This window comes from Shewanella sp. A22 (assembly GCF_053850585.1).
Genome location: NZ_JBSQBN010000006.1, coordinates 20,441 through 44,474 on the forward strand (window position 1 = coordinate 20,441; position 24,034 = coordinate 44,474).

The 24,034-nt window shown below is 39.5% G+C and carries 23 protein-coding genes; 15 read left to right on the forward strand and 8 right to left on the reverse strand.

What is annotated here, in order from left to right:
* Positions 1-180: 180 nt before the first annotated feature.
* A complete protein-coding gene (locus ACWXWT_RS02335) occupies positions 181-1,305 on the forward strand; it encodes a tetratricopeptide repeat protein (protein WP_456040051.1) in 1,125 nt (374 codons plus the stop codon).
* Here ACWXWT_RS02335 and ACWXWT_RS02340 read toward each other — a convergent pair.
* On the reverse strand, positions 1,302-2,147 hold the full coding sequence (locus ACWXWT_RS02340; protein WP_456040010.1) for a substrate-binding periplasmic protein: 846 nt from the start codon (positions 2,145-2,147) through the stop codon (positions 1,302-1,304). The genes ACWXWT_RS02335 and ACWXWT_RS02340 overlap by 4 nt on opposite strands.
* A gap of 415 nt (positions 2,148-2,562) precedes the next feature.
* Here ACWXWT_RS02340 and aroG point away from each other — a divergent pair, with 415 nt between their 5' ends.
* On the forward strand, positions 2,563-3,618 hold the full coding sequence (gene aroG / locus ACWXWT_RS02345) for a 3-deoxy-7-phosphoheptulonate synthase AroG (RefSeq protein ID WP_456040011.1): 1,056 nt from the start codon (positions 2,563-2,565) through the stop codon (positions 3,616-3,618).
* 42 nt (positions 3,619-3,660) lie between these two features.
* Here the strand turns inward: aroG and ACWXWT_RS02350 are convergent, their stop codons facing one another.
* Positions 3,661-3,837: a hypothetical protein gene (locus ACWXWT_RS02350; protein WP_456040012.1), complete on the reverse strand. Its 177-nt coding sequence runs from the start codon at positions 3,835-3,837 to the stop codon at positions 3,661-3,663.
* A gap of 338 nt (positions 3,838-4,175) precedes the next feature.
* Here ACWXWT_RS02350 and ACWXWT_RS02355 point away from each other — a divergent pair, with 338 nt between their 5' ends.
* Both ACWXWT_RS02355 and ACWXWT_RS02360 read left to right on the forward strand, forming a co-directional pair.
* A complete protein-coding gene (locus tag ACWXWT_RS02355; RefSeq protein WP_456040013.1) occupies positions 4,176-5,957 on the forward strand; it encodes an ABCB family ABC transporter ATP-binding protein/permease in 1,782 nt (593 codons plus the stop codon).
* A 332-nt stretch (positions 5,958-6,289) separates the two neighbouring features.
* Positions 6,290-6,541: a hypothetical protein gene (locus ACWXWT_RS02360; RefSeq protein ID WP_456040014.1), complete on the forward strand. Its 252-nt coding sequence runs from the start codon at positions 6,290-6,292 to the stop codon at positions 6,539-6,541.
* Positions 6,542-6,740: 199 nt separating this feature from the next.
* Here ACWXWT_RS02360 and ACWXWT_RS02365 read toward each other — a convergent pair whose 3' ends face one another.
* Both ACWXWT_RS02365 and ACWXWT_RS02370 read right to left on the reverse strand, forming a co-directional pair.
* On the reverse strand, positions 6,741-6,932 hold the full coding sequence (locus ACWXWT_RS02365) for a hypothetical protein (RefSeq protein ID WP_456040015.1): 192 nt from the start codon (positions 6,930-6,932) through the stop codon (positions 6,741-6,743).
* 145 nt (positions 6,933-7,077) lie between these two features.
* Complete coding sequence (locus ACWXWT_RS02370; RefSeq protein ID WP_456040016.1) at positions 7,078-8,565, reverse strand: FMN-binding glutamate synthase family protein; 1,488 nt, start codon at positions 8,563-8,565, stop codon at positions 7,078-7,080.
* A 455-nt stretch (positions 8,566-9,020) separates the two neighbouring features.
* Between ACWXWT_RS02370 and ACWXWT_RS02375 the strand changes: the two genes are divergently transcribed.
* The 6 genes from ACWXWT_RS02375 to ACWXWT_RS02400 all read left to right on the forward strand — a co-directional run bounded on the left by ACWXWT_RS02375 (position 9,021) and on the right by ACWXWT_RS02400 (position 15,616).
* On the forward strand, positions 9,021-9,653 hold the full coding sequence (locus ACWXWT_RS02375) for a DUF5610 domain-containing protein (RefSeq protein ID WP_456040017.1): 633 nt from the start codon (positions 9,021-9,023) through the stop codon (positions 9,651-9,653).
* Between the two features lie 44 nt (positions 9,654-9,697).
* Complete coding sequence (locus ACWXWT_RS02380) at positions 9,698-10,447, forward strand: ferredoxin--NADP reductase (protein ID WP_456040018.1); 750 nt, start codon at positions 9,698-9,700, stop codon at positions 10,445-10,447.
* A gap of 214 nt (positions 10,448-10,661) precedes the next feature.
* Positions 10,662-11,669: an extracellular solute-binding protein gene (locus ACWXWT_RS02385; RefSeq protein ID WP_456040019.1), complete on the forward strand. Its 1,008-nt coding sequence runs from the start codon at positions 10,662-10,664 to the stop codon at positions 11,667-11,669.
* A 75-nt stretch (positions 11,670-11,744) separates the two neighbouring features.
* Positions 11,745-13,376, forward strand: coding sequence for an ABC transporter permease (locus ACWXWT_RS02390; RefSeq protein ID WP_456040020.1), 1,632 nt, complete (start codon positions 11,745-11,747; stop codon positions 13,374-13,376).
* A 2-nt stretch (positions 13,377-13,378) separates the two neighbouring features.
* Positions 13,379-14,410, forward strand: coding sequence for an ABC transporter ATP-binding protein (locus ACWXWT_RS02395; protein WP_456040021.1), 1,032 nt, complete (start codon positions 13,379-13,381; stop codon positions 14,408-14,410).
* Between the two features lie 267 nt (positions 14,411-14,677).
* The gene (locus ACWXWT_RS02400) at positions 14,678-15,616 is read left to right on the forward strand and encodes a Dyp-type peroxidase (protein ID WP_456040022.1); all 939 of its coding nucleotides are present in this window, start codon (positions 14,678-14,680) and stop codon (positions 15,614-15,616) included.
* A gap of 123 nt (positions 15,617-15,739) precedes the next feature.
* Here the strand turns inward: ACWXWT_RS02400 and argR are convergent, their stop codons facing one another.
* Complete coding sequence (gene argR, locus ACWXWT_RS02405; protein ID WP_456040023.1) at positions 15,740-16,210, reverse strand: transcriptional regulator ArgR; 471 nt, start codon at positions 16,208-16,210, stop codon at positions 15,740-15,742.
* 346 nt (positions 16,211-16,556) lie between these two features.
* Positions 16,557-16,982: an META domain-containing protein gene (locus ACWXWT_RS02410; protein WP_456040024.1), complete on the reverse strand. Its 426-nt coding sequence runs from the start codon at positions 16,980-16,982 to the stop codon at positions 16,557-16,559.
* Positions 16,983-17,105: 123 nt separating this feature from the next.
* Between ACWXWT_RS02410 and ACWXWT_RS02415 the strand changes: the two genes are divergently transcribed.
* Genes ACWXWT_RS02415 through ACWXWT_RS02425 form a run of 3 tightly spaced genes read left to right on the forward strand, consistent with a single transcriptional unit; the run spans position 17,106 to position 18,278 of the window.
* Positions 17,106-17,324: a hypothetical protein gene (locus ACWXWT_RS02415; RefSeq protein ID WP_456040025.1), complete on the forward strand. Its 219-nt coding sequence runs from the start codon at positions 17,106-17,108 to the stop codon at positions 17,322-17,324.
* 3 nt (positions 17,325-17,327) lie between these two features.
* Positions 17,328-17,876: an N-acetyltransferase family protein gene (locus ACWXWT_RS02420; RefSeq protein WP_456040026.1), complete on the forward strand. Its 549-nt coding sequence runs from the start codon at positions 17,328-17,330 to the stop codon at positions 17,874-17,876.
* Positions 17,877-17,921: 45 nt separating this feature from the next.
* Positions 17,922-18,278: a hypothetical protein gene (locus ACWXWT_RS02425; protein ID WP_456040027.1), complete on the forward strand. Its 357-nt coding sequence runs from the start codon at positions 17,922-17,924 to the stop codon at positions 18,276-18,278.
* A 127-nt stretch (positions 18,279-18,405) separates the two neighbouring features.
* On the opposite strand, the gene ACWXWT_RS02430 is transcribed toward ACWXWT_RS02425, so the two are convergent.
* Positions 18,406-18,945, reverse strand: a complete 540-nt coding sequence (locus ACWXWT_RS02430) for a GNAT family N-acetyltransferase (protein WP_456040028.1) — start codon at positions 18,943-18,945, stop codon at positions 18,406-18,408.
* A 145-nt stretch (positions 18,946-19,090) separates the two neighbouring features.
* Positions 19,091-20,242, reverse strand: coding sequence for a methionine adenosyltransferase (metK, locus tag ACWXWT_RS02435; protein ID WP_456040029.1), 1,152 nt, complete (start codon positions 20,240-20,242; stop codon positions 19,091-19,093).
* A 540-nt stretch (positions 20,243-20,782) separates the two neighbouring features.
* Here metK and tkt point away from each other — a divergent pair.
* Together tkt and epd are read left to right on the forward strand one after the other, a co-directional pair.
* Positions 20,783-22,777, forward strand: a complete 1,995-nt coding sequence (gene tkt / locus ACWXWT_RS02440; RefSeq protein ID WP_456040052.1) for a transketolase — start codon at positions 20,783-20,785, stop codon at positions 22,775-22,777.
* Between the two features lie 186 nt (positions 22,778-22,963).
* Positions 22,964-23,983, forward strand: coding sequence for an erythrose-4-phosphate dehydrogenase (epd, locus tag ACWXWT_RS02445; RefSeq protein ID WP_456040030.1), 1,020 nt, complete (start codon positions 22,964-22,966; stop codon positions 23,981-23,983).
* Positions 23,984-24,034 lie beyond the last annotated feature (51 nt).

Sequence of the window (24,034 nt, forward strand, 5' to 3'; positions counted from 1 at the left end):
CATATTCGAGTGTCTTAGTGGCTGAAAAGAGCGCTATTGACTAAACTTTTAGGTAGCTTATTTCTATCTGAGGGTTGAATTATGTTTGCTTATCACCCAGGCCGGAGCACAAGTCAGGCGCTATGCAGAATAGTTAATGGATTTAAATTGAGTGTGAGCATATTGATAATTTTGGGTTCTATGTGTGGTTTGACCGCGTGTCAATCTACCCAAACTGACGTGAAACATATTGATGTGCGAACACTGTTTCATGATGATTTATTTACTCCTGTTAACACCGTTAACATGGATGATATCTATCGCTTACCAGAATCGTTTGTGGCGACATTTAAACGTCAATTTCAAGCTGATACCCCCTCCCGTAGCCAGAAAAAGTTAGCCAATGAGTGGTTAGCTCAATATATTGGTGCCCAAGATGGCGGGTTTGAATACCGTGATCACTATACTCGCACTGCCAGTGACACAGTCCTTAATCGTCAAGGTAACTGCATGTCACTAGTGGTGTTATCCGCTGCATTAGCTGAAATTTTAGGTGTTCCTGTTGAATTTAATGATATTGATGTTGAACCGGTTTGGGATCGCCGAGGTGGATTTTATCTGATCAACGGCCACGTTAATTTGAGCTTATTTCCTCCAGAAAACACTCATGTAGTCTTGTTTAGAGGTACTGAAGTATTAGTCGACTTTTTACCAGATCGCTCGGTACGCTCTTACCAAAAAAAACGGGTCAATAAGCGCCAACTCAGTGCCATGTATTACAACAATGTTGCTGCGGAAGCGCTTGTTGAAGCCGATTATGATACGGCTTATGCATTGGTAAAAAATGCCATTAATTTAAACCCTAAGTATGTAGCAGCCATCAATACACTTGCGGTTATCTATCGGCATAAAGGGTTCGATGATGAAGCAGAACAAGTATATCGTGCCGCCTTGCAAGTTAACCCAAAAGAACTGTCAACATTATACAATCTAGCATTAATATTAGGTGAGCAAAATCGTTTAGTTGAGTGGGCAGAAATCCATAAAACGCTTGAACTCGAAAGAATTAATAATCCGTTTTATTATTTCGATATGGCGCAACAAGCGTATTTTGATAGGCAATATCAGGATGCGCTTGTGTGGTACCAAAGAGCGGTTGAGAAGGCAGATTATCGGCATGAGTTTTATTTTGGTTTATCTCAGGCTTATTGGGCAACAGGTGAAGAGCGACTGGCCGAGAAAAGCCTTAAGCGGGCATTGGCACTAAGCGATACCCATAATAAGTATCGATACCAAACTAAGCTTCAAGCAATGAGGCAAAATTAATCATTCAATGGTTGATAATTATTTTGCTCAGCTAAGTTGAGTATTTCTTGATAGCGGTATGTCTGTTTGAGTGACGTGATGGCACTATTGACACGATTGGCTATGGCTTCATCATGGCAGGCTATTTTTCGTTGTGCAGGATTAAATAACGCTACTTCTGTCACCGGGATACTGGTATTGAGTTTTGACTTTAGTAAATGTCGATAGTATTCAAATATTCTCCTTTCTAGGACAATAACTTGTATATAGCCATTAAACAGCATGACTACTTGGCTTTTCTGGTTGGTAATTTCACTGTAGTGAGGGTTGGTATTGGCAACTTGCTTAAATTCATCCCCCAAGTATTGTTTGGCATTTTGAAACCCTAAAATAGAAAAGGCGCTAAGATCGTGCACTTGTTCAATATGAAGATCATTCCTTGATAAATAGAACACACTATTTTGATATTCAATTAAACTTTGAGTGTAAAATAACCCTTCTACATTGTCAGGCGCATTGATCATACAGTCGATAATATTTTTTTTGACTAGACGTTGAGATCGTAAATTAGGAGCATGAACAATTTCTCTTATTTCAATACCTTGTTCGTCAAGTGCGGCTTTTAATAGATCATATTGGATACCAACATTTTTATCGGTAAAAAAGTATGGTGCAATGCTATTGCTGGTTGAAAAACTAATGGATTCGGTGACTGAGTTTATTTTTTTACTGTAATTTTGAGTGTGAGAATCGATTAATTCGTGTGTATTTTCGACTGAAACAATGGGGTGAGCAACCATAGGCACGCAGAGGCCTAGTAACAAACAGATGGTGACAAAAAAGTTTATCATGCTGTCTTTCAATTGGTTATCTCCTTTGGTATGGGTGCTTATCTTATATTGTTAGAGTGTTCTTCCTTGTTGTGTTGCAATGATGTTAATCGTTTAAGTAAAGCATATTACAATCAAAAGTGTGTATTTTATTCAAGCTATTTTTAATGTTATTCCATGCGAATGACCAACAAATTGATTTTGGTAATACTCTTTTCTCATCCGTAGTCAGATTCGATATTGTTTTAGTGCTTAGGCCAAAAAACGTCATATAGTTTTTTTTATCGGCAAGGATGAATAATACTTGATTGATTTGTCAGTAGAGACTGGTTAAATTGATGATTCATATTCAATTTGAATGACTCTTCATCATTTCTAATGAATCGTATCATCTGGTTTATCTCTTTTTAATCAGATAACTAAAATGTTTGCCGGGATTATAATTACTATGCATTACAAAAATGACGATATTCGCATCGATGAAATAAAAGAATTGCTTCCTCCAATTGCGATTCTAGAGCGATTTCCGGCAACCGAGAGTGCATCTGCAACCGTTTTCAATGCGCGAAATAGTATTCATCATATTTTAGCCCGAGAAGATGATCGGCTATTGGTAGTGATCGGGCCTTGTTCAATCCATGACCCCGCAGCTGCGCTAGAATATGGCCAACGCTTGGCTAAGTTGCGTGAGCAGTATAAAGATCAACTTGAAATTGTCATGCGTGTATATTTTGAGAAACCTAGAACCACAGTTGGCTGGAAGGGGTTAATTAATGACCCGTATATGGATAATAGCTTTAAATTAAATGACGGTTTACGAACGGCGCGTAAATTATTAGTTGATTTAAATGATTCCGGCGTGCCAACAGCGGGTGAGTTTTTAGATATGATTACACCGCAATATGTTGCCGATATGATGTGCTGGGGAGCCATTGGGGCTAGAACCACGGAGTCTCAAGTACATCGTGAATTATCATCAGGGCTTTCTTGTCCTGTAGGGTTTAAAAATGGTACCGATGGAACGATTAAAGTTGCCATCGATGCTATTGGCGCAGCAAGCGCTCCACATCACTTTTTATCGGTCACTAAATTTGGGCATTCGGCCATTGTATCAACCAAAGGAAATCCTGATTGCCACATTATTTTGCGTGGAGGTCGTGCGCCAAATTATAGTGCAGAACATGTGTCTGATATTGCTAAGCAACTGGCTAAATCAAGATTGACAGATAATATTATGATTGATTTTAGTCATGCTAATAGTAGTAAAGATTATAAAAAACAACTGATGGTTGCCGATGATGTTGCAGGCCAAATATCTGCAGGTAATCATGCTATTTTTGGTGTTATGGTTGAAAGCCATTTAGTGGAAGGGCGCCAAGATTTGATTGAGGGCAGCGCCCTATGTTATGGCCAAAGTGTGACAGATGCATGTATTGGGTGGGATGACACAGAGTCTCTTTTGGCAACATTAAACCAAAGTGTTCTTAATCGTCGCCAAGCATAGTATTTAATTGTAAAACTTAAAAAATAAGGCGCAAAATGCGCCTTATTTTTTTATATGTTCAACGAGGTATTCATTTGCCTTAGCTAAACTGCCAAAGGCAGATATAAGGTTATTACGACCTTTATCTTGCAGTTCAGGATTACCTGATTCAATCATCATCCATACCCATGTTTGTATTAGTTGTAATGGTGGGTATTGAATTTTTGAGCTATCCAACATAACGCATCCTTTAAACTAGTAAATCGTTGCTTGTGAAATATCAAACAGGCGTTTATTCGTGTTCGAAGAATAACAAATTCTGCATATAGAAATAACTCTATTTAGGTGAAAAAAGCATAAAATAGCTAAAAAAATAGAAAAATAGTATTTTTGTCTATAAAAATGCATTTGTCAGTCAGTCTAAGGTGTTAGAACATTGTGCCCAAAGAGGTTAAAGGCAATGAATTAAGTTGTATTTATTCCACAATAATGTGACATAGGTCCAATAAGAAAATGACATATAATTAGACAATTAACATGGAAACTGCCAATGACAGCGGTATTAAACTGGAGTGTAGATGAGACCTTCTGCGTATTTTGAAGGCCCGGTAGGGAAACTAAATTGGCACGTTTTACGATTGCTGTGGCCATATTTACTCGAATTTAAAGGCCGAGTATTGTTAGCTATGGCGTGTTTAATCGTTGCTAAAATCGCCAGTGTTGGGCTGCCCTTTATTCTTAAAGAATTAGTCGACACACTTGATAAACAATCTTCAGCCCAGCTCATCGCTGTTCCCATCGGCTTAGTGTTGGCTTATGGCATGGTTCGCTTGCTCAATGTCATTATTGGTGAGGTTCGTGATACGTTATTTGGTCGAGTGACTGAACGCGCTATACGTCGCCTGGGGTTATCTGTTTTTCAGCATTTACATCAACTTGATCTTGATTTTCACTTAGACCGCCGTACAGGCGGGTTATCTCGCGATATTGAACGAGGAACAAGTGGTGTCAGTTTTTTAATGCGCTTTATGGTGTTTAATATTGTGCCAACATTACTTGAGATAGCCCTGGTTATTGGTATTTTCTTTTATAACTATGGGGTGATGTTTGCACTAATCACGTTATTTTCTGTGGTAGCGTATATCGGGTATTCTATTGTGGCAACCGAGTGGCGAACAGGTTATGTCCGTGATGCTGCTCGAGCTGATTCGTTGGCAAATACTCGTTCTGTGGATAGTTTATTAAACTATGAAACCGTAAAATATTTTAATAATGAACAGTTTGAATCTAAACGATATGACGAAGCCCTTGAGCAATGGGAGGTCGCAAAGCGAAAAAATCGTTTGTCATTATTTGCTCTAAATGGTGGTCAAGCATTAATTATAGCAGTTGCCATGACAACGATGATGGGACTTGCTGCTTATGAAGTGAGCCACGGGTCTATGACGATTGGTGACTTTGTATTAATTAATGCATTTATGATGCAATTGTTTATCCCGTTAAACTTCTTAGGGTTTGTGTATCGTGAGATCCGTGGAGCATTGGCTAATATTGAGCGCATGTTTGATATTTTAGCTAAGCAACCGCAAGTTTTAGATCAAAAGGGGGCGATTGAAGACAGCCCAATCGTTGGAGCGATTGCATTTCATGATGTGAGCTTTCAATACGATCAACGAGCTATTTTACAGCATGTCAGTTTCGATGTGCCAGCGGGTAAAAAAATAGCTGTAGTGGGAGACAGTGGCGCGGGTAAATCGACTATTATTAAATTACTATTCCGTTTTTATGACGTTGATAGCGGGGTGATAAAAATAGACAACGTTGATATTCGTCATTATAGCCAACAGGCATTACGAAGAGCGATTGCAGTAGTACCACAAGATACAGTGTTATTTAATGATTCTATTTATGAAAATATCCGTTATGGTCGTCCCGATGCCAGTGAAGATGAAATTGTTGCAGCGGTAAAATTAGCTCATTTAAGTGATTTTATTGACTCTCTACCCGATAAAGGCAATACCAAAGTGGGTGAGCGGGGGCTAAAACTGTCTGGAGGTGAAAAACAGCGTGTTGCCATTGCTCGAGCAGTATTAAAAGGCGCCCCTATTTTAGTGTTTGATGAAGCAACATCCTCGTTAGATTCTCACTCTGAGCAAGCAATATTAAGCGCTCTTCGAGATGCTGCAAAGGGTCATACTAGTTTAGTTGTAGCCCACCGTTTATCGACTATTATTGATGCCGATCAAATCGTGGTGTTAAGTCAAGGTAAGATAGTGGAATGTGGCACCCATACTAACTTGCTTGCTCAGCAAGGACTTTATGCTCAACTTTGGCATATCCAACATGAAAAAAAGACTTAGTAAGTCGTTAAATTTTCTATAATGAATGTGATTGCAATACGTTGTAGTAATATTTTGTCATTTGTCTTTTCCCATTAAACCTTAATGTGACATTTTTATATGCGAAATTTTAATATAGCACTATAAATGCAGTTGATTTATTTGACAAAATAGTTTGGATAGTTTTTTTTGCTTGGCGATTGCCGCTATATTTACTGTGAATGAATCTTTTGACGACAGCCATCAACGCAGTTAATCTGTATTATTACGGATAAGTTATATTTAAAGATAACTTTATTTTTCAATTAATTAAGTTTTATTAAAAGGTGTAACATCGTGTATGGAGGTGACTTGTGCATAATATTGCGTTAATTGCGGCGCTAGAAGGCACCCGACATCAAGTAACAACTGATTGGCTTGCTATTATGGCAATGCTAAAATCGCGTAATATGTCTGATGATGCAATAAAAATTGTATATAACGATTTGTGCGCAGGGTTAAGAGTGACCACTCGTGGGGTGACGTTGGCTAAGGCTACACTTCAAGACCTTGATAAGAAAGTTATTAAGCAAATTGATGACGCTCAAGAAGATTTACTGTTTTAGTTACAACTAACTCATCGATGTCTCCGCGTATATCGTAACAATTTTATTCTTTGCTATGTGAATAGTTTGTTATCAATATAGAAATTTAAATGCTGATATGGACTTAATCACTAGATGTTAGGTTTAATAAATTGAAAAGTCTAAAAATGAAAGGTGAAACTTGTCTATAACCAATAAAAGCAATTTGGTTAATGATTGATTACTTTTTTTGCCAACCGATACACACCATTTTGATTAGTGAGGCTGGGGATGGATCGGGTGTTAAACGTTTAATTCTTCCTTGTTCAAAACACACTAACTCGCCTTCAATCTCTGTCATTCGATTGCAGTTTTTACAGCTTAAACTTAAGCTTTGTACATTTAGACTTACTGCATTCGTTTTTATATTCAACGAGAAACCCTCTGGACTCATGCCTATTTAAAATCACATTAATATGTATTAGTGTGACCAGTGTCAACTATATTCTACACCATTTATAATTTTCGGCAAAGAAATACAATACCACCTCTATTGAATTATGAGTATAGACCAATATTTATTGCATGTGACGGTAATGCTTGTCTAAGCTTATTGCGACGCCAGAAGATTGTACAATGCGGGCATGATGACGAGTTAAGTATCTTGGGTCCATTACCCCGCATGAATGCGCTATCATGGTTAAATCGTAATGTAAAAAATAATTGTAATTAGCCACTCGAGCAGATTTATCTTTAGGGTCTAAACCACGTTGTAGCCTTGTGTTATGAGTTGTAATACCGGTTGGGCATGTATCTTTGTTGCATTGAAGTGATTGAATGCAACCTAAAGCAAACATATTTCCGCGAGCTGAAGCAATAAAGTCCGCACCAGTGGCTAATGCCCATGCAACGTATGACGGCATGATCATTTTCCCAGTCGCGATAACTTTGATACGTTGCTTAAATCCGCGTTCATTTAGTATATCAATGAGTAATGGTAAACTTTGTCGTAATGGCAAGCCTACATTATCCATTAACGCTTGTGGCGCTGCTCCTGTGCCGCCATCTGAACTGTCTAAGGTAAAGAAATCTGGCGCATATTCAATGCCGCGGCGTTCAATTTCATCCATCAGCTCTGTTACCCAAGCTGTATCACCTAATACCGCTTTAATGCCTGTGGGTTTACCTGTAATTTGTCTTACTTGATTGATCATATCGATAATATCTGCAACATTATGCAACTCAATATGGCCATTAGGGCTAATAGAGTCTTGCCCTACAGGGATTCCGCGAATTGCAGCGATTTCTTTATTCACTTTGATGGCGGGCAAAATGCCACCTTTGCCCGGCTTAGCACCTTGGCTTAACTTGATTTCAAACATTTTGACTTCTGGATGTTCGGCAATATCGCTAAGCTTTTGTGGATCTAAGTGCCCTTGCTCATCGCGAACACCATATTTAGCGGTACCTATTTGAAATACTAAATCGCACTGACCTTTAAGATGATAAGGGCTTAATCCTCCTTCCCCGGTATTGAGCCAACACCCAGCTTTGGCGGCGCCATGAGATAATGCGGTCACAGCTGGACGTGATAATGCACCAAAACTCATTGCCGAAATATGGCAAATTTTATCGGTAGTATAGGGATGATGACAATTGGGCCCGATTGTTACAGGTATAGTATTATGTTTCTCGTGTTCGCTGACGGGAAAAGCTGAGTTCATGAACATGATAGTGCCTGGTTTATCCAGCACTTGGGTTGAACCAAATGAAATTGTTCTATCTACATTTTTAGCCGCGCGGTATACCCAACTTCGTTCGGCACGATTAAAAGGCAACTCCTCTCTGTCTTGAGCAAAAAAGTATTGCCTGAAAAACTCGCCTTGCTTTTCAAAGATGTACCTAAAGCGACCTATAACGGGATAGTTATGTCTAATGGCTTGTTTGGTTTGCAGTTTATCTGCGATAAACATGTAAATGACTGCGATTAATAAGGCCCAAAGTAATATTAAAAAAAGACCTGAGAAAATATCAATTCCCCACATAACCCAATGTTGTTGTGGCATATTATTATCCTTCAATAAAAAACATTATAGCCGTCAAAGGGATTTTTTTCTCAATGTTGGCCTAACAGTGCTTAGCTGTGTCCAATATGTATTGACTATATCGCTAAATTTTTAACCTTACTATCAATCGATTGTTTCGTGGTCAAATAAAGTGGTTTTTATTATGATTTTTGGTGTGAGGTAACTGAAAAAGTCTGTTAATGCTATACATTAAATTGCTTCAATAAATCATCGTGTTATCTGCACTTTTTATCATTGTACTCTATCAATTATTACGTAAGTATCGGAGTTAAGAGCCTATGATGTATTCATGAGATGCTGTTTCGTTGAACATTTTTTGATAGGTCCACACAATCTAATTGGTGTGTCGAATGCGAATATTTTTGATTATGGCTTCAGATATGTGTTTTCTGGTCGATAATTAAGCTATCTGTCATATTAAGTGAGAAATTATTATGGACGTTAAACATTCAGCTTCTGCGCAAGTGCCTACTGCACGAGAAAATAAAAACACTGCGACCACAACAGTAGCTTCGTCAACCTCAGCGGCTTCCAATAATCCTAGCTCGGAGGTTAATACATCGAGTAACGTTTCCGCTAATCAGCTCAGTCGTCAAATGATGAATAACACCATTCTTGCCGCGCAAGAAGAAGTGAGTATTGCCGCTGGAGACAAGTCCATGGCATTACTGTACCGAGCAGCGATAGAAGCCATTAATGAAGAGCTTGCCCCATCGTTAGGAGACAATTCTGTTCAAAAAAGCATAGATAACGGGGTAGATTATTCGCCTGAAGCGACAGCGGATCGTATTGTTAGTTTTGCCACTCAGTTTTTTTCGGTGCATCAAAAGCAAAATCAATCCATGGGGCACGATGAGCAAGTTAATAGTTTTATGGTAAAAATTGGTGATGCTATTGATAAAGGTTTTAAAGAAGCAAGTGAGATATTGTCTGGTTTAAAAGTATTGGAGGGGGACATTGCTGCAGGCGTTGATAAAACCTATGAATTGGTACAGCAAGGTTTAGCACAATTTAAGCAAGATAACTTGACTAAAGATGGATCAGAAAACGTGACTCAAGACACATAGTCTCCTATGATGAAGCTTAGCTTTCATCGATAAGGATAGTGACTATGTGGACTATGGGAAAGGTGATTGAACGCATTGATTGGAATGATAAATTATTCTCGCTGCGTATCAAAGCTGATATCGAACCTTTTATCGCTGGTCAGTTTATTAAGCTCAGCCAAATGCGTGATGGTAAGCGTATTGCCAGAGCGTACTCTCTCGTTAACCCGCCTGGCACTGAATACGTCGAAGTGCTTGCCGTGGCAGTTGAAGACGGACTGTTATCGCCTGATTTAAAAGCATTAACCCTTGGCGATAGTATTGAAGTCACATCTAAAGCTGCTGGTTTTATGACGTTAGATGAAATACCTCACGGCGCATTACAAGGTAAGCATTTGTGGTTTTTGGCAACTGGGACTGCTGTAGGACCATTTATTTCAATGTTGGCCACGGATGAACCTTGGCAGCGTTTTGAAAAAATCGTTTTAGTTTATGGTGTGCGACTAGCTGAAGATTTAGCCTACCTAGAGACGATTAAAAAACTTGTTGATAAATACCCTCAGCAGTTTGTGTTTATTCCTGTTGTGACTCGCGAAGATTACCCCGAAGGCTTATCATGCCGCATCCCTGATGCTATTAATAGTGGGCTTCTTGAGCAAAAAGCAGGACTCGATATTAATATTGAACATTCCCAAGTTATGATTTGTGGTAACCCTGGAATGGTCTCGGATGCTCAAGTTGCTTTAGTTGATAAAGGGTTGACTAAAAACCTCCGGCGAGCGCCAGGGCAGATAACGGTTGAAAAATATTGGTAACCGTCATAACTACTGTGTTTTGATAAGGCATATACTCCAACAATATGATTGATAAATGCTATAAATATATTGAGTTAAATCGGAATGTTTTTTCCGGTTGGGGCTGAAACAATACTTGCTCCTTTTGATATGATCACTTACCCTGTTGTAACTGATAACTATTATCAGTTGTGTTTATAATAATGAATATTGTTCAATTAGGGAGCGTTGATTAATGAAATTGCTAAAAAGTGTCGTATTTTTAGGGGTAGCGAGTGTGGCTTCTTCTGTCAGTGCAGCAGATGCATTAACGGTTTATTCTTATCGTCAAGCTTTTTTGATTGAACCTATTCTTGAAAAATTTACCGAGCAAAGTGGTGTTGACGTTAAAGTGGTGTTTGCCAAAGATGGCATTGCTGAGCGTATCGCACGCGAAGGTCGTTTATCTCCAGCTGACGTGGTGTTGACGTCAGATTTTTCTCGTCTAATGGAGTTAGTCGATAAGGAGCTGGTTGCTCCCGTCGAGGACCCCGTGATTAATCATAATATTCCGGCTCAATATCGCTCACAACAAAATGATTGGTTTGCATTAACAATGCGTGTGCGTAATGTCTATTCTTCTAAAGAGCGTAGCGGTAAAATAGATATTGACTACGAAGATTTAGCCTCTCCTGAATATAAAGGCAAAATTTGTACTCGAAGCGGTAAGCATCCCTACAATATTGCGCTTGTAGCATCGATGATTGCCCATGATGGTGAAGCAAAAACCAAAACGTGGTTAGAAGGCGTAAAAGCTAACTTAGCACGTAAACCTCAAGGTAATGACCGTGATCAAGTATTAGCTGTTAAAGAAGGCATGTGCGATGTGGCTATTGGTAATAGCTACTACTTTGGCAAGATGCTAATGGATAAAAATCAAAAAAGTTGGGCAGAGGCTGTTGAAATTAATTTTCCAAATCAACAAAATCGTGGTGCCCATGTCAACGTATCAGGTATGGCACTGGCAAAACATGCGCCGCATAAAGACAATGCTATTAAGTTAATGGCGTTTCTCACTTCAGGCGTTGCACAACAAATGTATGCTGAAGTCAATATGGAATATCCGGTAAAGGCAGATGTTGCACCGTCAGAGTTAGTCGCATCGTGGGGTGACTTTAAGGCTGATAGTTTACCTATTTATAAGTTGGCCGAACATCATCAAGCTGCTGTAAAATTACTTGACGAAGTAAAGTTTGATCTTTAATTAAAGCAGCTTTAAACATTAGCAGCGCACTATTGAATTCTTAATTTAGTGCGCTGAGCAAACTCGGTATTATTTATGATTTTAGGCTTAACCAGAAGCTGGTCGGTTGCTGGTTATTTTATTGCGGCAATATTAACATTGCCACTGATTGCGTTAATTGTGCAATCTACTCTTCCTGATCAAGCTGTATTTAGCCATTTGTTCGATACAGTATTGCCAACTTACATTGCTAATAGTCTATTACTGATGCTATTGGTTGGATTAGGTTCATTGGTTATAGCGACTCCAGCTGCTTGGTTGGTTGCCCGCTGTGATTTTCCGTTGCGTCGTTATTTTCAATGGTTGTTACTCCTCCCTTTAGCTATGCCCGCCTATATCGTCGCTTATGTCTATACCGATATGCTGGATTATGCAGGCCCTGTTCAACGCATATTAAGAACTTGGTTTGAGTGGCAATCTCCCCATGATTATTATTTCCCTGCAATTCGTAGTCTTGGCGGAGCGGCAATGATATTGTCGTTAGTGTTATTCCCTTATATTTACTTATTAGCGCGCACTGCTTTTATGGAGCAGTCTTCCAGTTTGTTGTATGCATCCCGTGTGATGGGATGTAGTCCGTGGCGCAGTTTCTGGCGCCTTGCACTGCCTATGGCAAGACCTGCCTTAGCGGTTGGTGTTGCACTTGTTGCAATGGAGACCGCAGCAGACTTTGCTACAGTGAGCTATTTTGCTGTACCAACATTAACGACAGCGGTTTATGATACTTGGCTAGGTTATGGCAGTCTGACCGCTGCGGCAAAGCTCTCAGCTATTATGTTGTTAGTTGTATTTTCCATGATTGGTTTTGAACGATTTGCCCGCCGCAAACAACAATTATTTCAAAAGCAATCTTCTCTCAATGAAGCTGACAGGTATGTACTGTCTTCAAAAAAATCTTGGCTCGCATTAAGTTATTGCGCGCTATTATTGTTTATTGCTTTTTTGCTACCTTTTTTGGTGTTGTGTGGGTATGCGGTTGATTATTTTTACGAAAGTTGGGATGTTCGTTTTTGGCAATATAGTTTAAATAGCTTATACATTGCTGCTATCGTTAGTGCAGTATGTGTGGTTTTATCATTGATATTGATGTTTGTACGTCGTGTCAGTCCACGTAAAAGTGATCATCTTCCTTCGAGGTTAAGTTGTACGGGTTACGCTTTACCTGGAACCGTGTTGGCTATTGGTGTTTTGGTGCCCCTGACATTTATCGATTTTGCAATTAACGATGTTTACGACTGGTTTGGTGTTCGTGGCCCTGGTTTATTATTAACAGGCAGTGTCTGTGCATTAATTTTTGCATTTTGTGTTCGTTTTATTGCGATATCCATCGGCAGTTTAGAAAACAGTTATAAACGTATTTCCCCTTCTTTAGATATGGCTTGCATTACTTTAGGGAGAACGCCTACTCAACTATTATGGCGAGTGCATTTACCTTTATTGCGTAAGGGGATTTTTGCCGGTGCTTTGTTGGTGTTTATTGAAAGTATGAAAGAGTTACCTGCAGCGTTATTATTGCGCCCTATAGGATTCGAGAATTTAGCGACATATGTTTTTCAGTTTGTGTCAGATGAAAGGCTCGAACATGGTGCATTGGCTGCTATTGTTATTGTATTAGTTGGGCTTGTTCCCTTGATTTATCTTAACCGTTCATTGGAGCAACAAGACTAAATATGTCAACGTTAACGATTGAAAATATATGCAGTGATTATCAAGGTCAGGTTATTTTACGCGATTTAAACCTGACCTTGCAGCAAGGTGAAATAGTTGCATTGTTAGGCCCTAGTGGTTGTGGTAAAACGACTCTTCTTCGTGTTATTGCAGGTTTGCAGGCCATTTCCCAAGGTTGTATTAGCATTAATGGTCAAGTGCTGAGTGCTGACGGCGTGTTTGTTGCCAGTGAGCAACGTGGTGTAGGAATGATTTTTCAAGACTATGCCTTATTTCCGCATTTAACCGTGGCTGATAATATTTTATTTGGCGTGAATAACCTTAATCCCGCGGAGCGATTAACTCGATTAGAGGAAATGCTTGAGTTAGTTAAACTCACTGGTTTGGCATCTCGTTATCCACATGAATTATCTGGCGGTCAGCAGCAACGGGTATCTATTGCGCGGGCATTAGCTTATAGACCAGAGCTGTTGTTGTTAGATGAACCTTTTTCCAATATTGATTCACAGGTTCGTAACGACATGATGTTGGAAATTCGTGCGATTTTGAAACAACGTAATGTGAGTGCAGTGTTTGTGACTCACAGTAAAGATGAAGCATTTGTGTTTGCAGATAAATTGGCTTTATTTAAAAATGGCGCAATTATCCAGCATGGCAAAGCTGAAACATTATATTCTTCGCCTACAGATCGCTATGTTGCCGATTTTTTAGGAACCGGTAATTATTTACCTGTAACGGTAATATCTAATCATCAAGTTCAGTCTTCTCTAGGTGAGCTCAATAGCACTGAAGCATTGTCTTTACCTGTAGGCAATCAAGGCCAATTATTATTGAGACCTCAACAAATTGAATTGCATCCTAGTAACAGCGGCCGTGGGTATATTGTTGAGCGTTGCTTTCTTGGCACTGTATGTCATTATCGTGTTCAAATAGGTGACGACATTTTGGATGTGACGAGCCCATTAATTACCTTAACGAGAGAGCAGAGAGTGGATATTAGTATTGCCGATCACCCATTGGTGATTTTTAGTTAACTATTAATACCGCAACCTTTACGAGTGACAAATTTATTTGTTAATCCTAATCTGGGTCGTTAATGATGTTCAGCCTTTTATATGAACGAATATGAGTACAATGTGTATTACAAATTGGTTAAATGTGAGTACACTTCACGTAATTTATATTTGATTACGCTAAGGTTATGAGCAGCGTTGTTGATAAATGCAATGTCCTGCAAATATAAAAGCGTTAAGTTATCACCATTTAGGCCGACATAAAGTATTAAGGTGGATGAAGTTAATATGGGTAACCAAGTTATGCCTCGTGAACAGTTAGGGATTTGTGCTGAAGGGAATTTACACAGTGTGTACTTGATGTTTAATGCCAACGACGGTGTTGAAGATCAATTGCGCCCCTCTATAGCGAATGTTGCGCAGTATATTTACGAGCTCACAGATCAATATGCAGATAGTGCTTTTAATGGTTTTGTGGGGATCGGAGCAAATTTTTGGGACACCTTCTATCCTGAGGCACGTCCAGCGCTATTAAAACCTTTTCCAGCTATGAATGAAGGCAATCGTGATGCACCTGCAATGGAATACGATTTATTTGTTCATATCCGTTGTGATCGCTATGATATTTTGCATCTTGTAGCCAACGAAATTAACCAAATGTTTGAAGACTTGGTTGAGTTAGTGGATGAAGAACGTGGTTTCCGATTTATGGACAGTCGTGACTTAACCGGCTTTGTTGATGGAACAGAAAACCCTAAAGGGCGTCATCGTCAAGAGGTTGCACTTGTTGGTAATGAAGATGAGAAATTTGTTTCTGGTAGTTATGTTCATGTACAAAAATACATGCATAACTTAAGTAAATGGCATCGTTTACCTCTTAAAAAGCAAGAAGATATTTTTGGGCGTACCAAAGTTGATGATATTGAGTATGAATCAGAAGATAAACCATTAACCAGCCATACAAAACGAGTTAATTTAAAGGATTCACAAGGTAAGTCATTAGAAATATTACGTCAAAGCATGCCTTATGGTTCGACGAAAGAGCAAGGATTGATCTTTATTTCTGTTTGCCGTACGCCTGAACATTTTGAAAAAATGCTTAGGAGCATGGTGCATGGTGATAGTGATGGAAACCATGATCATTTAATGCTATTTACTAAAGCACTGACTGGCTCATCATTTTTTGTGCCATCGCTTGATTTTTTAATTCAGTTTAATGATGTATAAGTTACAAATAACCAAATAACCAAATAACCAAATAACCAAATAACCAAATAATTATTGGAATTGGTATTAATTTAGAGAATAAAAAAGCAATGCCATGGCATTGCTTTTTTATTCTGATGTTTTTTATTCACTATAATTGAATAAAGATCTAACTGTTTCTAAGGTGTCATCAATCGTTTTTATACTCGCAGGGCAAATGAAAATAGTATCATCCCCAGCGATTGTGCCTAATATTCCTTCAGGTTTGCCTATTGAGTCAAGCAGACGGGCAATTAATTGTGCAGCCCCAGGGCTGGTTCTAACGACTATCATGGCTTGATTGTGATCAACATCTAAAACTAAATTTTTCAGTGGGCTACCCGCGGTAGGCACACCAAGTTCTGCTGGGAGGCAATACACCATTTCTTGCTTAGCATTACGAGTTCGCACAGCACCAAATTTGCTGAGCATGCGCGATACTTTAGATTGATTAATATTACCGAATCCTTCGGTCTGAAGCGCATTAACAATTTCGCTTTGGCTTCCAAAACGTTCTTCTTTAAGAATCGCTTTAAAAGTTCTAACGAGCTCATCCTGATTTTTTGTCGCTGGCATAATGATAGTTCATCTTATAGTTGTTATTCAAAAAACTAGCACATTTTGAATAGATTGACCTATCAAGTCAAGATAGAATCAATTTTTTTGAATAAAAATTCAATTATTAGTGGAACCTTATGCTGACACTTACCATCGTTAAATCAACGCAAATTAAGCGGAACTGTGGGGAAAATCAGCCTAAATCACATCATTTTCTATTTGATATTATATTTGTCATTTGATGTTGCTAGCAGTACCAATCGTTTATTTTGATTTATCGACGTTAATGCATCACAGGTAGCGAGACAAGGTTCTGTTTGATAGACATTATTATCTTGAACAGAGGGTCGTTATGTAATGGTGTTTAGGATAACGGTGATAATTGTTTCGTGAGTATCAGTAGTGTGACACCATTTTTTGACAATAGATTCAGTTTACCTTTAGAAAAATCAATTTGCTTTACTAATGAGATGGCCTGCATAAGCTCAGTTTCTTGTGCAATTAAACTATCGACACAGGCTTTCATGGTTGAGCCAGACGGAGTAAGTTGTAACATGTTGCCTTGCTGGGTGTAATGACCTGAAAACTGATTACAACTGTTATTACCTGTTAGTTCACCATTTTCGGCAAAAACTAAAGTTGCTGGGCTATTATTAATTGTTGGAGTATCTAGGACGACGTCGACATGCCAAAGACCAACTAACTGATCATTTGAAACAATTTGAGTTTGGCTTTGACAAGCGCTAAGGCCTAAAAATATGAATATGGAGCCGATAATGTGCTTTATCATGATGGGAGAGTTCCAAATACAAAAAAATTAACTTTATTCTACTACTTGAGTATTAATAAAAGCGTAAATAAATGTAATGTTTTGGTTTGATGAACATTATTTAACGTAGCTAAAGGGGTTTACATGCTCAAATTAGTCAAAGTATTGCATTTTGTTGGCATTATCATGTTGCTCCTGGGGGTCGGATTATATTGGCAAACAGATTTAGCCCAACAAGTCAGCGGTATGTTGCTCGTGGCTTTACTCATTGGTGTTGGCACATTAATTATGTCTCCGTTGCCGGTTGCTCTAGTGATAGAATGGGCCAAGAAACAACCTTCTAATTCAGAGTCAAAGGAATAACCATTGTCATTTATCATCCGTAAGGCCTTATCAACCGATGTGGCTGCCATTGTGCAGTTAGAGCGTGCCCATGTTGATGATGAGTTGTTAGGTTCACATAGCCAACTTCATGCTCATTCATTTACAAAAGGTGAGGTGGGTCAGTTGATTAATCAACATTGGTTTATCGTAGCTGAAGAGCAAGGCCAGATCATTGGTTATGTGATAGCGGCAAAATGGTCATTTTTTTCCGCACAACCATTGTACCGACATATTATTCAAAAACTTAAGTTTGCCGATTTGAATGGGCAAGCTTTATCGACGACTAACACGTGCCAATATGGGCCCGTTTGGATACAAGAATCAAAACGTGGCAAAGGAGTGTTTTCAGCATTGGTTACAGAATTAAAAAAACAAGTAGCAAATACCTTTCCTTTTATGGTGACATATATTGCTGCGGACAATGCCCGTTCACTAGCGGCACACAAACAAAAAGCCGCAATGACAGAAATTGTTCGATTCAGTTTTGAACAACGTGATTATTGTTTATTGGCCACGACTAACATAACGTGATGTCAAGCTAGGGTGTTGTTAAAGTGGTTATTTATGAGGAATTCTATGAGTACTAACTTTGAAGCACTGTTTTCGCCCTACTTGGATTTAAGGCTATCTGCATTTGACAATATGAAGCTGGTAGTCGCAGTGTTGGCTGACGCGGCACAGTTGTATGAGTGTGTCGAAGTTGATTTACAAAATCCAGATAATCCGCAATTGCAACAAACGGGATATTTTGTGCGCTGGCAAGATATGTGGTTATTTTGTGGTGTAACCAATAATTATCATGCAGCGATTACGCTATTTACCGATATCGAGCGGATTAACTTAGCGTCTATCTGTGTCAAAGAAGTGCCAGTAATGACAATGCAGCAAGTGTCGTTTATGTGTATAGAAAGTTCGCATTTCGATCATTGTTAACGGGTTAAATGACCTCGTATTCAGCACTATATAGTGCTGAGTTTATTGTTGCTTAATAGACCTTATGTAGATCTTCAATATCATTTAATGTTGTCTGAATTTGGTTTATGGATTTTATTCAGTTAGATTATTTATCGGGTTCATTGAGCTGCATTAATACTAGTGGTCGTTGTTTACTGTGATAGCGACGATACAGCTGAGTGATTTCTGCAGGCATCGCAGATAAATCATTTTGATCTATAACGATAAAGTGTTGCTGTTGATATAAGCCAATTAACCATGGATGAGTAAACAAGAAGCAATTTTTAGTGATTAATTGGGGGGCAATAAATTTCAATAACTGAATTGAAAGCTGTTGTCCACGGTAGTCAGGATGAACCAATAATCCATTGATTAATTGATATTGGCCCATAGGTTTTACCCTGATAGCAGCGATTATTTTTTGCTGGTTTATATCAACTTCATTCATATTGAGTGAACTTAAATGATGAATCACAGCCACAGATTCTTTCTGAGCTAACCGAGCATAAGGCATATGTTGACGATAGAATAACTTAATTGCAGACCACTGTTTAACCTCAGGGCAGTTAAGCGCGTTGGTGTTAGTCGTAGTCGATGGTTGGTGATTTGTTGTTATTTTTGTGTCTAGCCATGTGGGTTGATACATAACCTGAGCCATTGTTGAGAACAAATGTTGAGAGCAAATCATTGCGTTGCCAATTAAATAAAATAAAACCGCCAGTTGGCGGTTTTATTTTATCTAATTTAGCTTAATACAGATACTAGCTTAAGACGATAATTATGCTAGCTGATTATAAACCAGCATCGGCACGTAGTGCTTCAGCTTTATCAGTCGCTTCCCATGGGAAGATATCACGGCCAAAGTGGCCATAAGCAGCAGTTTGCTGATAGATTGGGCGCGCTAAATCTAACATTGCCGTTAAGCCGTATGGACGTAATTCAAAGTGTTGACGTACTAATTTAATCAATACTTCTTCCGATACTTTACCAGTACCAAATGTTTCTATACTGATAGACGTTGGTTCGGCAACACCAATAGCATAAGACACTTGTAACTCACAGCGGTCAGCAAGCCCTGCTGCAACAATATTTTTAGCGACATAACGTGCAGCATAAGCCGCACTGCGGTCTACTTTCGATGGGTCTTTACCAGAGAAAGCACCACCACCATGACGTGCCATGCCGCCGTAGGTATCTACAATAATTTTACGTCCGGTTAAACCGCAGTCGCCAACGGGGCCACCAATCACAAAGCGACCTGTTGGGTTGATAAAGTATTTTGTGTCTTTATTTAACCATTGTGCAGGTAATACCGGCTTAATGATTGTTTCCATTACCGCTTCAATCAAATCAGCTTGTTTAACGTCTTCGCGATGTTGAGTGGATAACACAATCGCATCGATACCGATGATTTTACCATTATCATAAGCAAACGTGACTTGGCTTTTGGCATCTGGGCGTAACCAAGGTAGTGTGCCGTCTTTACGTACTTCAGACTGACGCTTAACTAATTTGTGCGCATAAGTGATTGGTGCCGGCATTAACACATCAGTTTCATTGCTTGCATAACCAAACATTAAGCCCTGGTCGCCAGCGCCTTGCTCAGCGGGATCAACACGATCAACACCTTGGTTGATGTCTGGAGATTGCTTACCAATTGCGTTTAATACCGCACATGAATCAGCATCAAAACCCATATCTGAATGAGTATAACCAATTTCACGTACTGTTTTGCGGGTGATCTCTTCAATATCGACCCAAGCAGAAGTGGTGACTTCACCGCCCACTAATACCATACCGGTTTTAACATATGTTTCGCACGCAACACGAGCTTTAGGATCTTGCTCAAGTATTGCGTCTAATACCGCATCAGAAATCTGATCGGCGATTTTATCTGGATGACCTTCTGAGACTGACTCAGAGGTAAACAAGTGCTTTGCCATAATAGGGGAATCTCGTTGGTTGCATTTGAATATACGTCTAGACGTCTATTTTAGTCGAAATCTAAATCGATAACACCCCCCAATACGAATTTAACTTGAGAATTGTGCTGTTGTGCATGAATATTTTTTACTCAGAAAAAGGGTGTTTAGTCAGGAGGCTAATTAAATTGTTGCTTTTAATCGTTTTTTGTTATTGGCTTTATGGTTTTTCTATCATGATATTGCGATTAAATGAACAATCTTAGTGACGATAACCAGACGGTAAATCACAGTAGATGCTCAATTTTTTGGTGGTAAGGTATGTTCTCGAGTGAACGTCAATAAATTATGATCCATCTCACTCAATGATTTTATCTGTATGTTGAGAATGAGTTTGTTGGGATTAATTTTAAGGTTTAAGGGCCAAGAACAGTCTTATTCTTGTCTGTAAATAATTAAAAAATGCAATGAGAGAAATTTTAATTTGCGTCATATCGCCTTGTAGGGGAAAATATGGCTTCACAATTGCCCGCTAGAACATACAAACAAGCAGGAGAGAGCATGTCATCTCGTAAAGAACTCGCTAACGCCATTCGCGCCCTAAGTATGGATGCGGTTCAAAAAGCCAATTCTGGTCATCCAGGCGCCCCGATGGGTATGGCTGATATCGCCGAAGTGCTATGGAATGATTTTTTAAAACACAATCCAACTAATCCTAACTGGGTCGATCGCGATCGTTTTATTTTGTCAAACGGTCATGGCTCTATGCTGATCTACTCTTTACTGCATTTATCTGGTTATGAATTGCCTATTGAAGAGTTAAAACAATTCCGTCAGTTGCACTCTAAAACGCCAGGTCACCCAGAGTATGGTTATACTCCAGGTGTTGAAACTACTACAGGTCCTTTAGGGGCTGGTATCAGTAATGCCGTCGGTATGGCGATTGCTGAAAAAACCTTAGCGGCACAATTTAACCGTCCTGGTCACGATATTGTTGATCACTTCACCTATTGTTTCTTAGGCGACGGTTGTTTAATGGAAGGCATTTCTCACGAAGCCTGTTCATTAGCTGGCACATTAGGCCTAGGCAAACTAGTGGCATTTTGGGATGACAACGGTATTTCAATCGATGGACATGTTGAAGGCTGGTTTACCGATGATACTCCTAAGCGTTTTGAAGCTTATGGCTGGCATGTTATTGCAGGTGTTGACGGTCATAACCCTGATGCAATCCGTGCAGCAATTGAAGAGGCTAAGTCTGTTACTGACAAGCCATCAATGATTTGCTGTAAAACCATTATTGGTTTTGGTTCTCCAAACAAATCTGGTAGCCATGATTGTCACGGTGCACCATTAGGTGATGCAGAAATTGCAGCTGCACGCGAATTTTTAAACTGGCCATATGCGCCATTTGATATTCCATCTGACGTGTATGCGGGTTGGGATGCTAAGCAAAAAGGGGCCGCTAACGAGTCGTTATGGAACGACAAATTTGCTGCTTACCAAGCTGCGTTCCCGGAACTTGCTGCTGAATATGATCGCCGTTTATTAAAAGGTGATTTACCTGCTGATTTTGAAGCTAATGCACAAGCTTATATTCAAGAGTGTCAAGATAAGGCTGAAGGGATTGCAAGCCGTAAAGCCTCTCAAAACGCGATTGGTTTCTTTGGTGCTATGTTGCCAGAGTTATTGGGTGGTAGTGCAGATTTAGCCGGTTCAAACTTAACACTTTGGTCTGGTTCAAAAGGTATTCAAGACGATCCTGCCGGTAACTACATTTATTACGGTGTACGTGAATTTGGTATGAGCGGTATTATGAACGGTGCGTCGTTACATGGTGGTTTTATTAACTATGGCGCAACCTTCATGATGTTTATGGAGTACGCACGTAACGCGGTACGTATGTCAGCATTAATGGGCATTCAAAACATTTTCGTTTACACCCATGACTCTATTGGTCAAGGCGAAGATGGCCCTACTCACCAACCGGTTGAGCAACTTGCTAACTTACGTTTAACGCCTAATATGGCAGTATGGCGTCCATGTGATGCTGCGGAAACGGCAGTATCTTGGAAAGCGGCCATTGAACGTCGTGATGCACCTACATCATTAATCTTTAGCCGTCAGGGCCTTAAAGCCCAAGCGCGTACTGCTGAGCAATTAGCAAACGTGGCGAAAGGTGGTTATGTATTGTCTGATTGCCAAGGCATTGCTGATGTGATTTTGATTGCTACAGGTAGTGAAGTGCAATTGGCGATGGATTCTGCTGCAGAGTTAACTGCCCTTGGTCAGAAGGTGCGTGTAGTTTCTATGCCTTCTACAACTGAGTTTGACAAGCAAGATGCTGCATACAGAGAATCTGTATTACCAAAAGCTGTGACTAAGCGCGTAGCCATTGAAGCCGCTCATACCGATTTTTGGTACAAGTACGTTGGTTTTGACGGTGGTGTAGTGGGTATGACCACTTTTGGTGAGTCAGCGCCAGGGGCTGAATTACTAAAATACTTCGGCTTCACTGTTGATAATGTCGTAAAAACTGTGCAATCTTTAGGATAATCATCTGGGATTTAACACTTATCTATTAGGTGTTTAATCTGTATAATAACGGCCTGCAATACTTTTGCAGGCCGTTATTTTATGTCTTTAATTCACGCAAACTGTATATACTAAGTCATTTATTTTCAATGTTTTATTATGTTTATTTAAATAATAAGTGCTTAGGTTAATTACCCTGGACCCTAAATGATTCGAGTTGCAATTAATGGTTATGGCCGAATTGGTCGCTCAATTCTTCGTGCATTGTACGAATCTGGAAAACGCCAACAAATTCAAATTGTGGCCATTAATGAGCTAGCAAAACCTGAAGCGATTTGTCACCTCACTCAATATGACACTACCCATGGTCGCTTTAAGCACACCGTTAAGCTAAATGGTGAGCAATTGTTGATTGGTGATGACAGTATTTTGTTACTCAATCAAGCAGATGCCAACTTATTACCTTGGGCAGAACTTGATATTGATATCGTTTATGAAGCCACCGGCAGTTTAGTCGATCGACAAGCCTGCGAAGCACACATTCATGCAGGTGCGAAACAAGTTCTCATTAGCAATCCCTCTTCTGCTGATGTTGATGAAACCATTGTCTATGGTGTTAATCATGATTTGTTGCGCGCAGAACATACCGTTATTTCTAATGCTTCTTGCACGACCAATTGTATTGTCCCAGTTATCGATGTATTGGATAAGCATTTTGAGGTTAAGAGTGGCGCCATTACCACTATTCACTCGGCTATGAATGATCAACAAGTCATCGATGCTTATCATGATGATTTGCGCCGAACTCGTGCTGCGGGCCAATCCATTATTCCGGTTGACACTAAATTAGCGCGAGGTATTGAGCGTATTTTGCCGCACATGAAAGATAAGTTTGAGGCGATTTCAGTTCGGGTTCCAACCATAAATGTGACCGCTATCGACCTGTCAGTCACGTTAGAGAAAAAAGTCAATATTGAGCAAATTAACAGTGTGCTAGAACTTGCATCAAACGGCAGTTTTAATGGTATTTTAGGCTATACTGACGAGCCTTTGGTTTCGTGTGATTTTAACCACGATCCCCGTTCAAGTATTGTCGATGGTACCCAAACGCGTGTCAGTGCCGGCCATTTGGTCAAATTGTTATTATGGTGTGATAACGAATGGGGTTTTGCCAACCGCATGCTCGATACTAGTTTAGCGATGATTCAGGCAAAGTTAGATCGCTAATATAAACAAATTATGTCGCAATGGGTTAATCCGGTTGTGCAGCAAGACTTT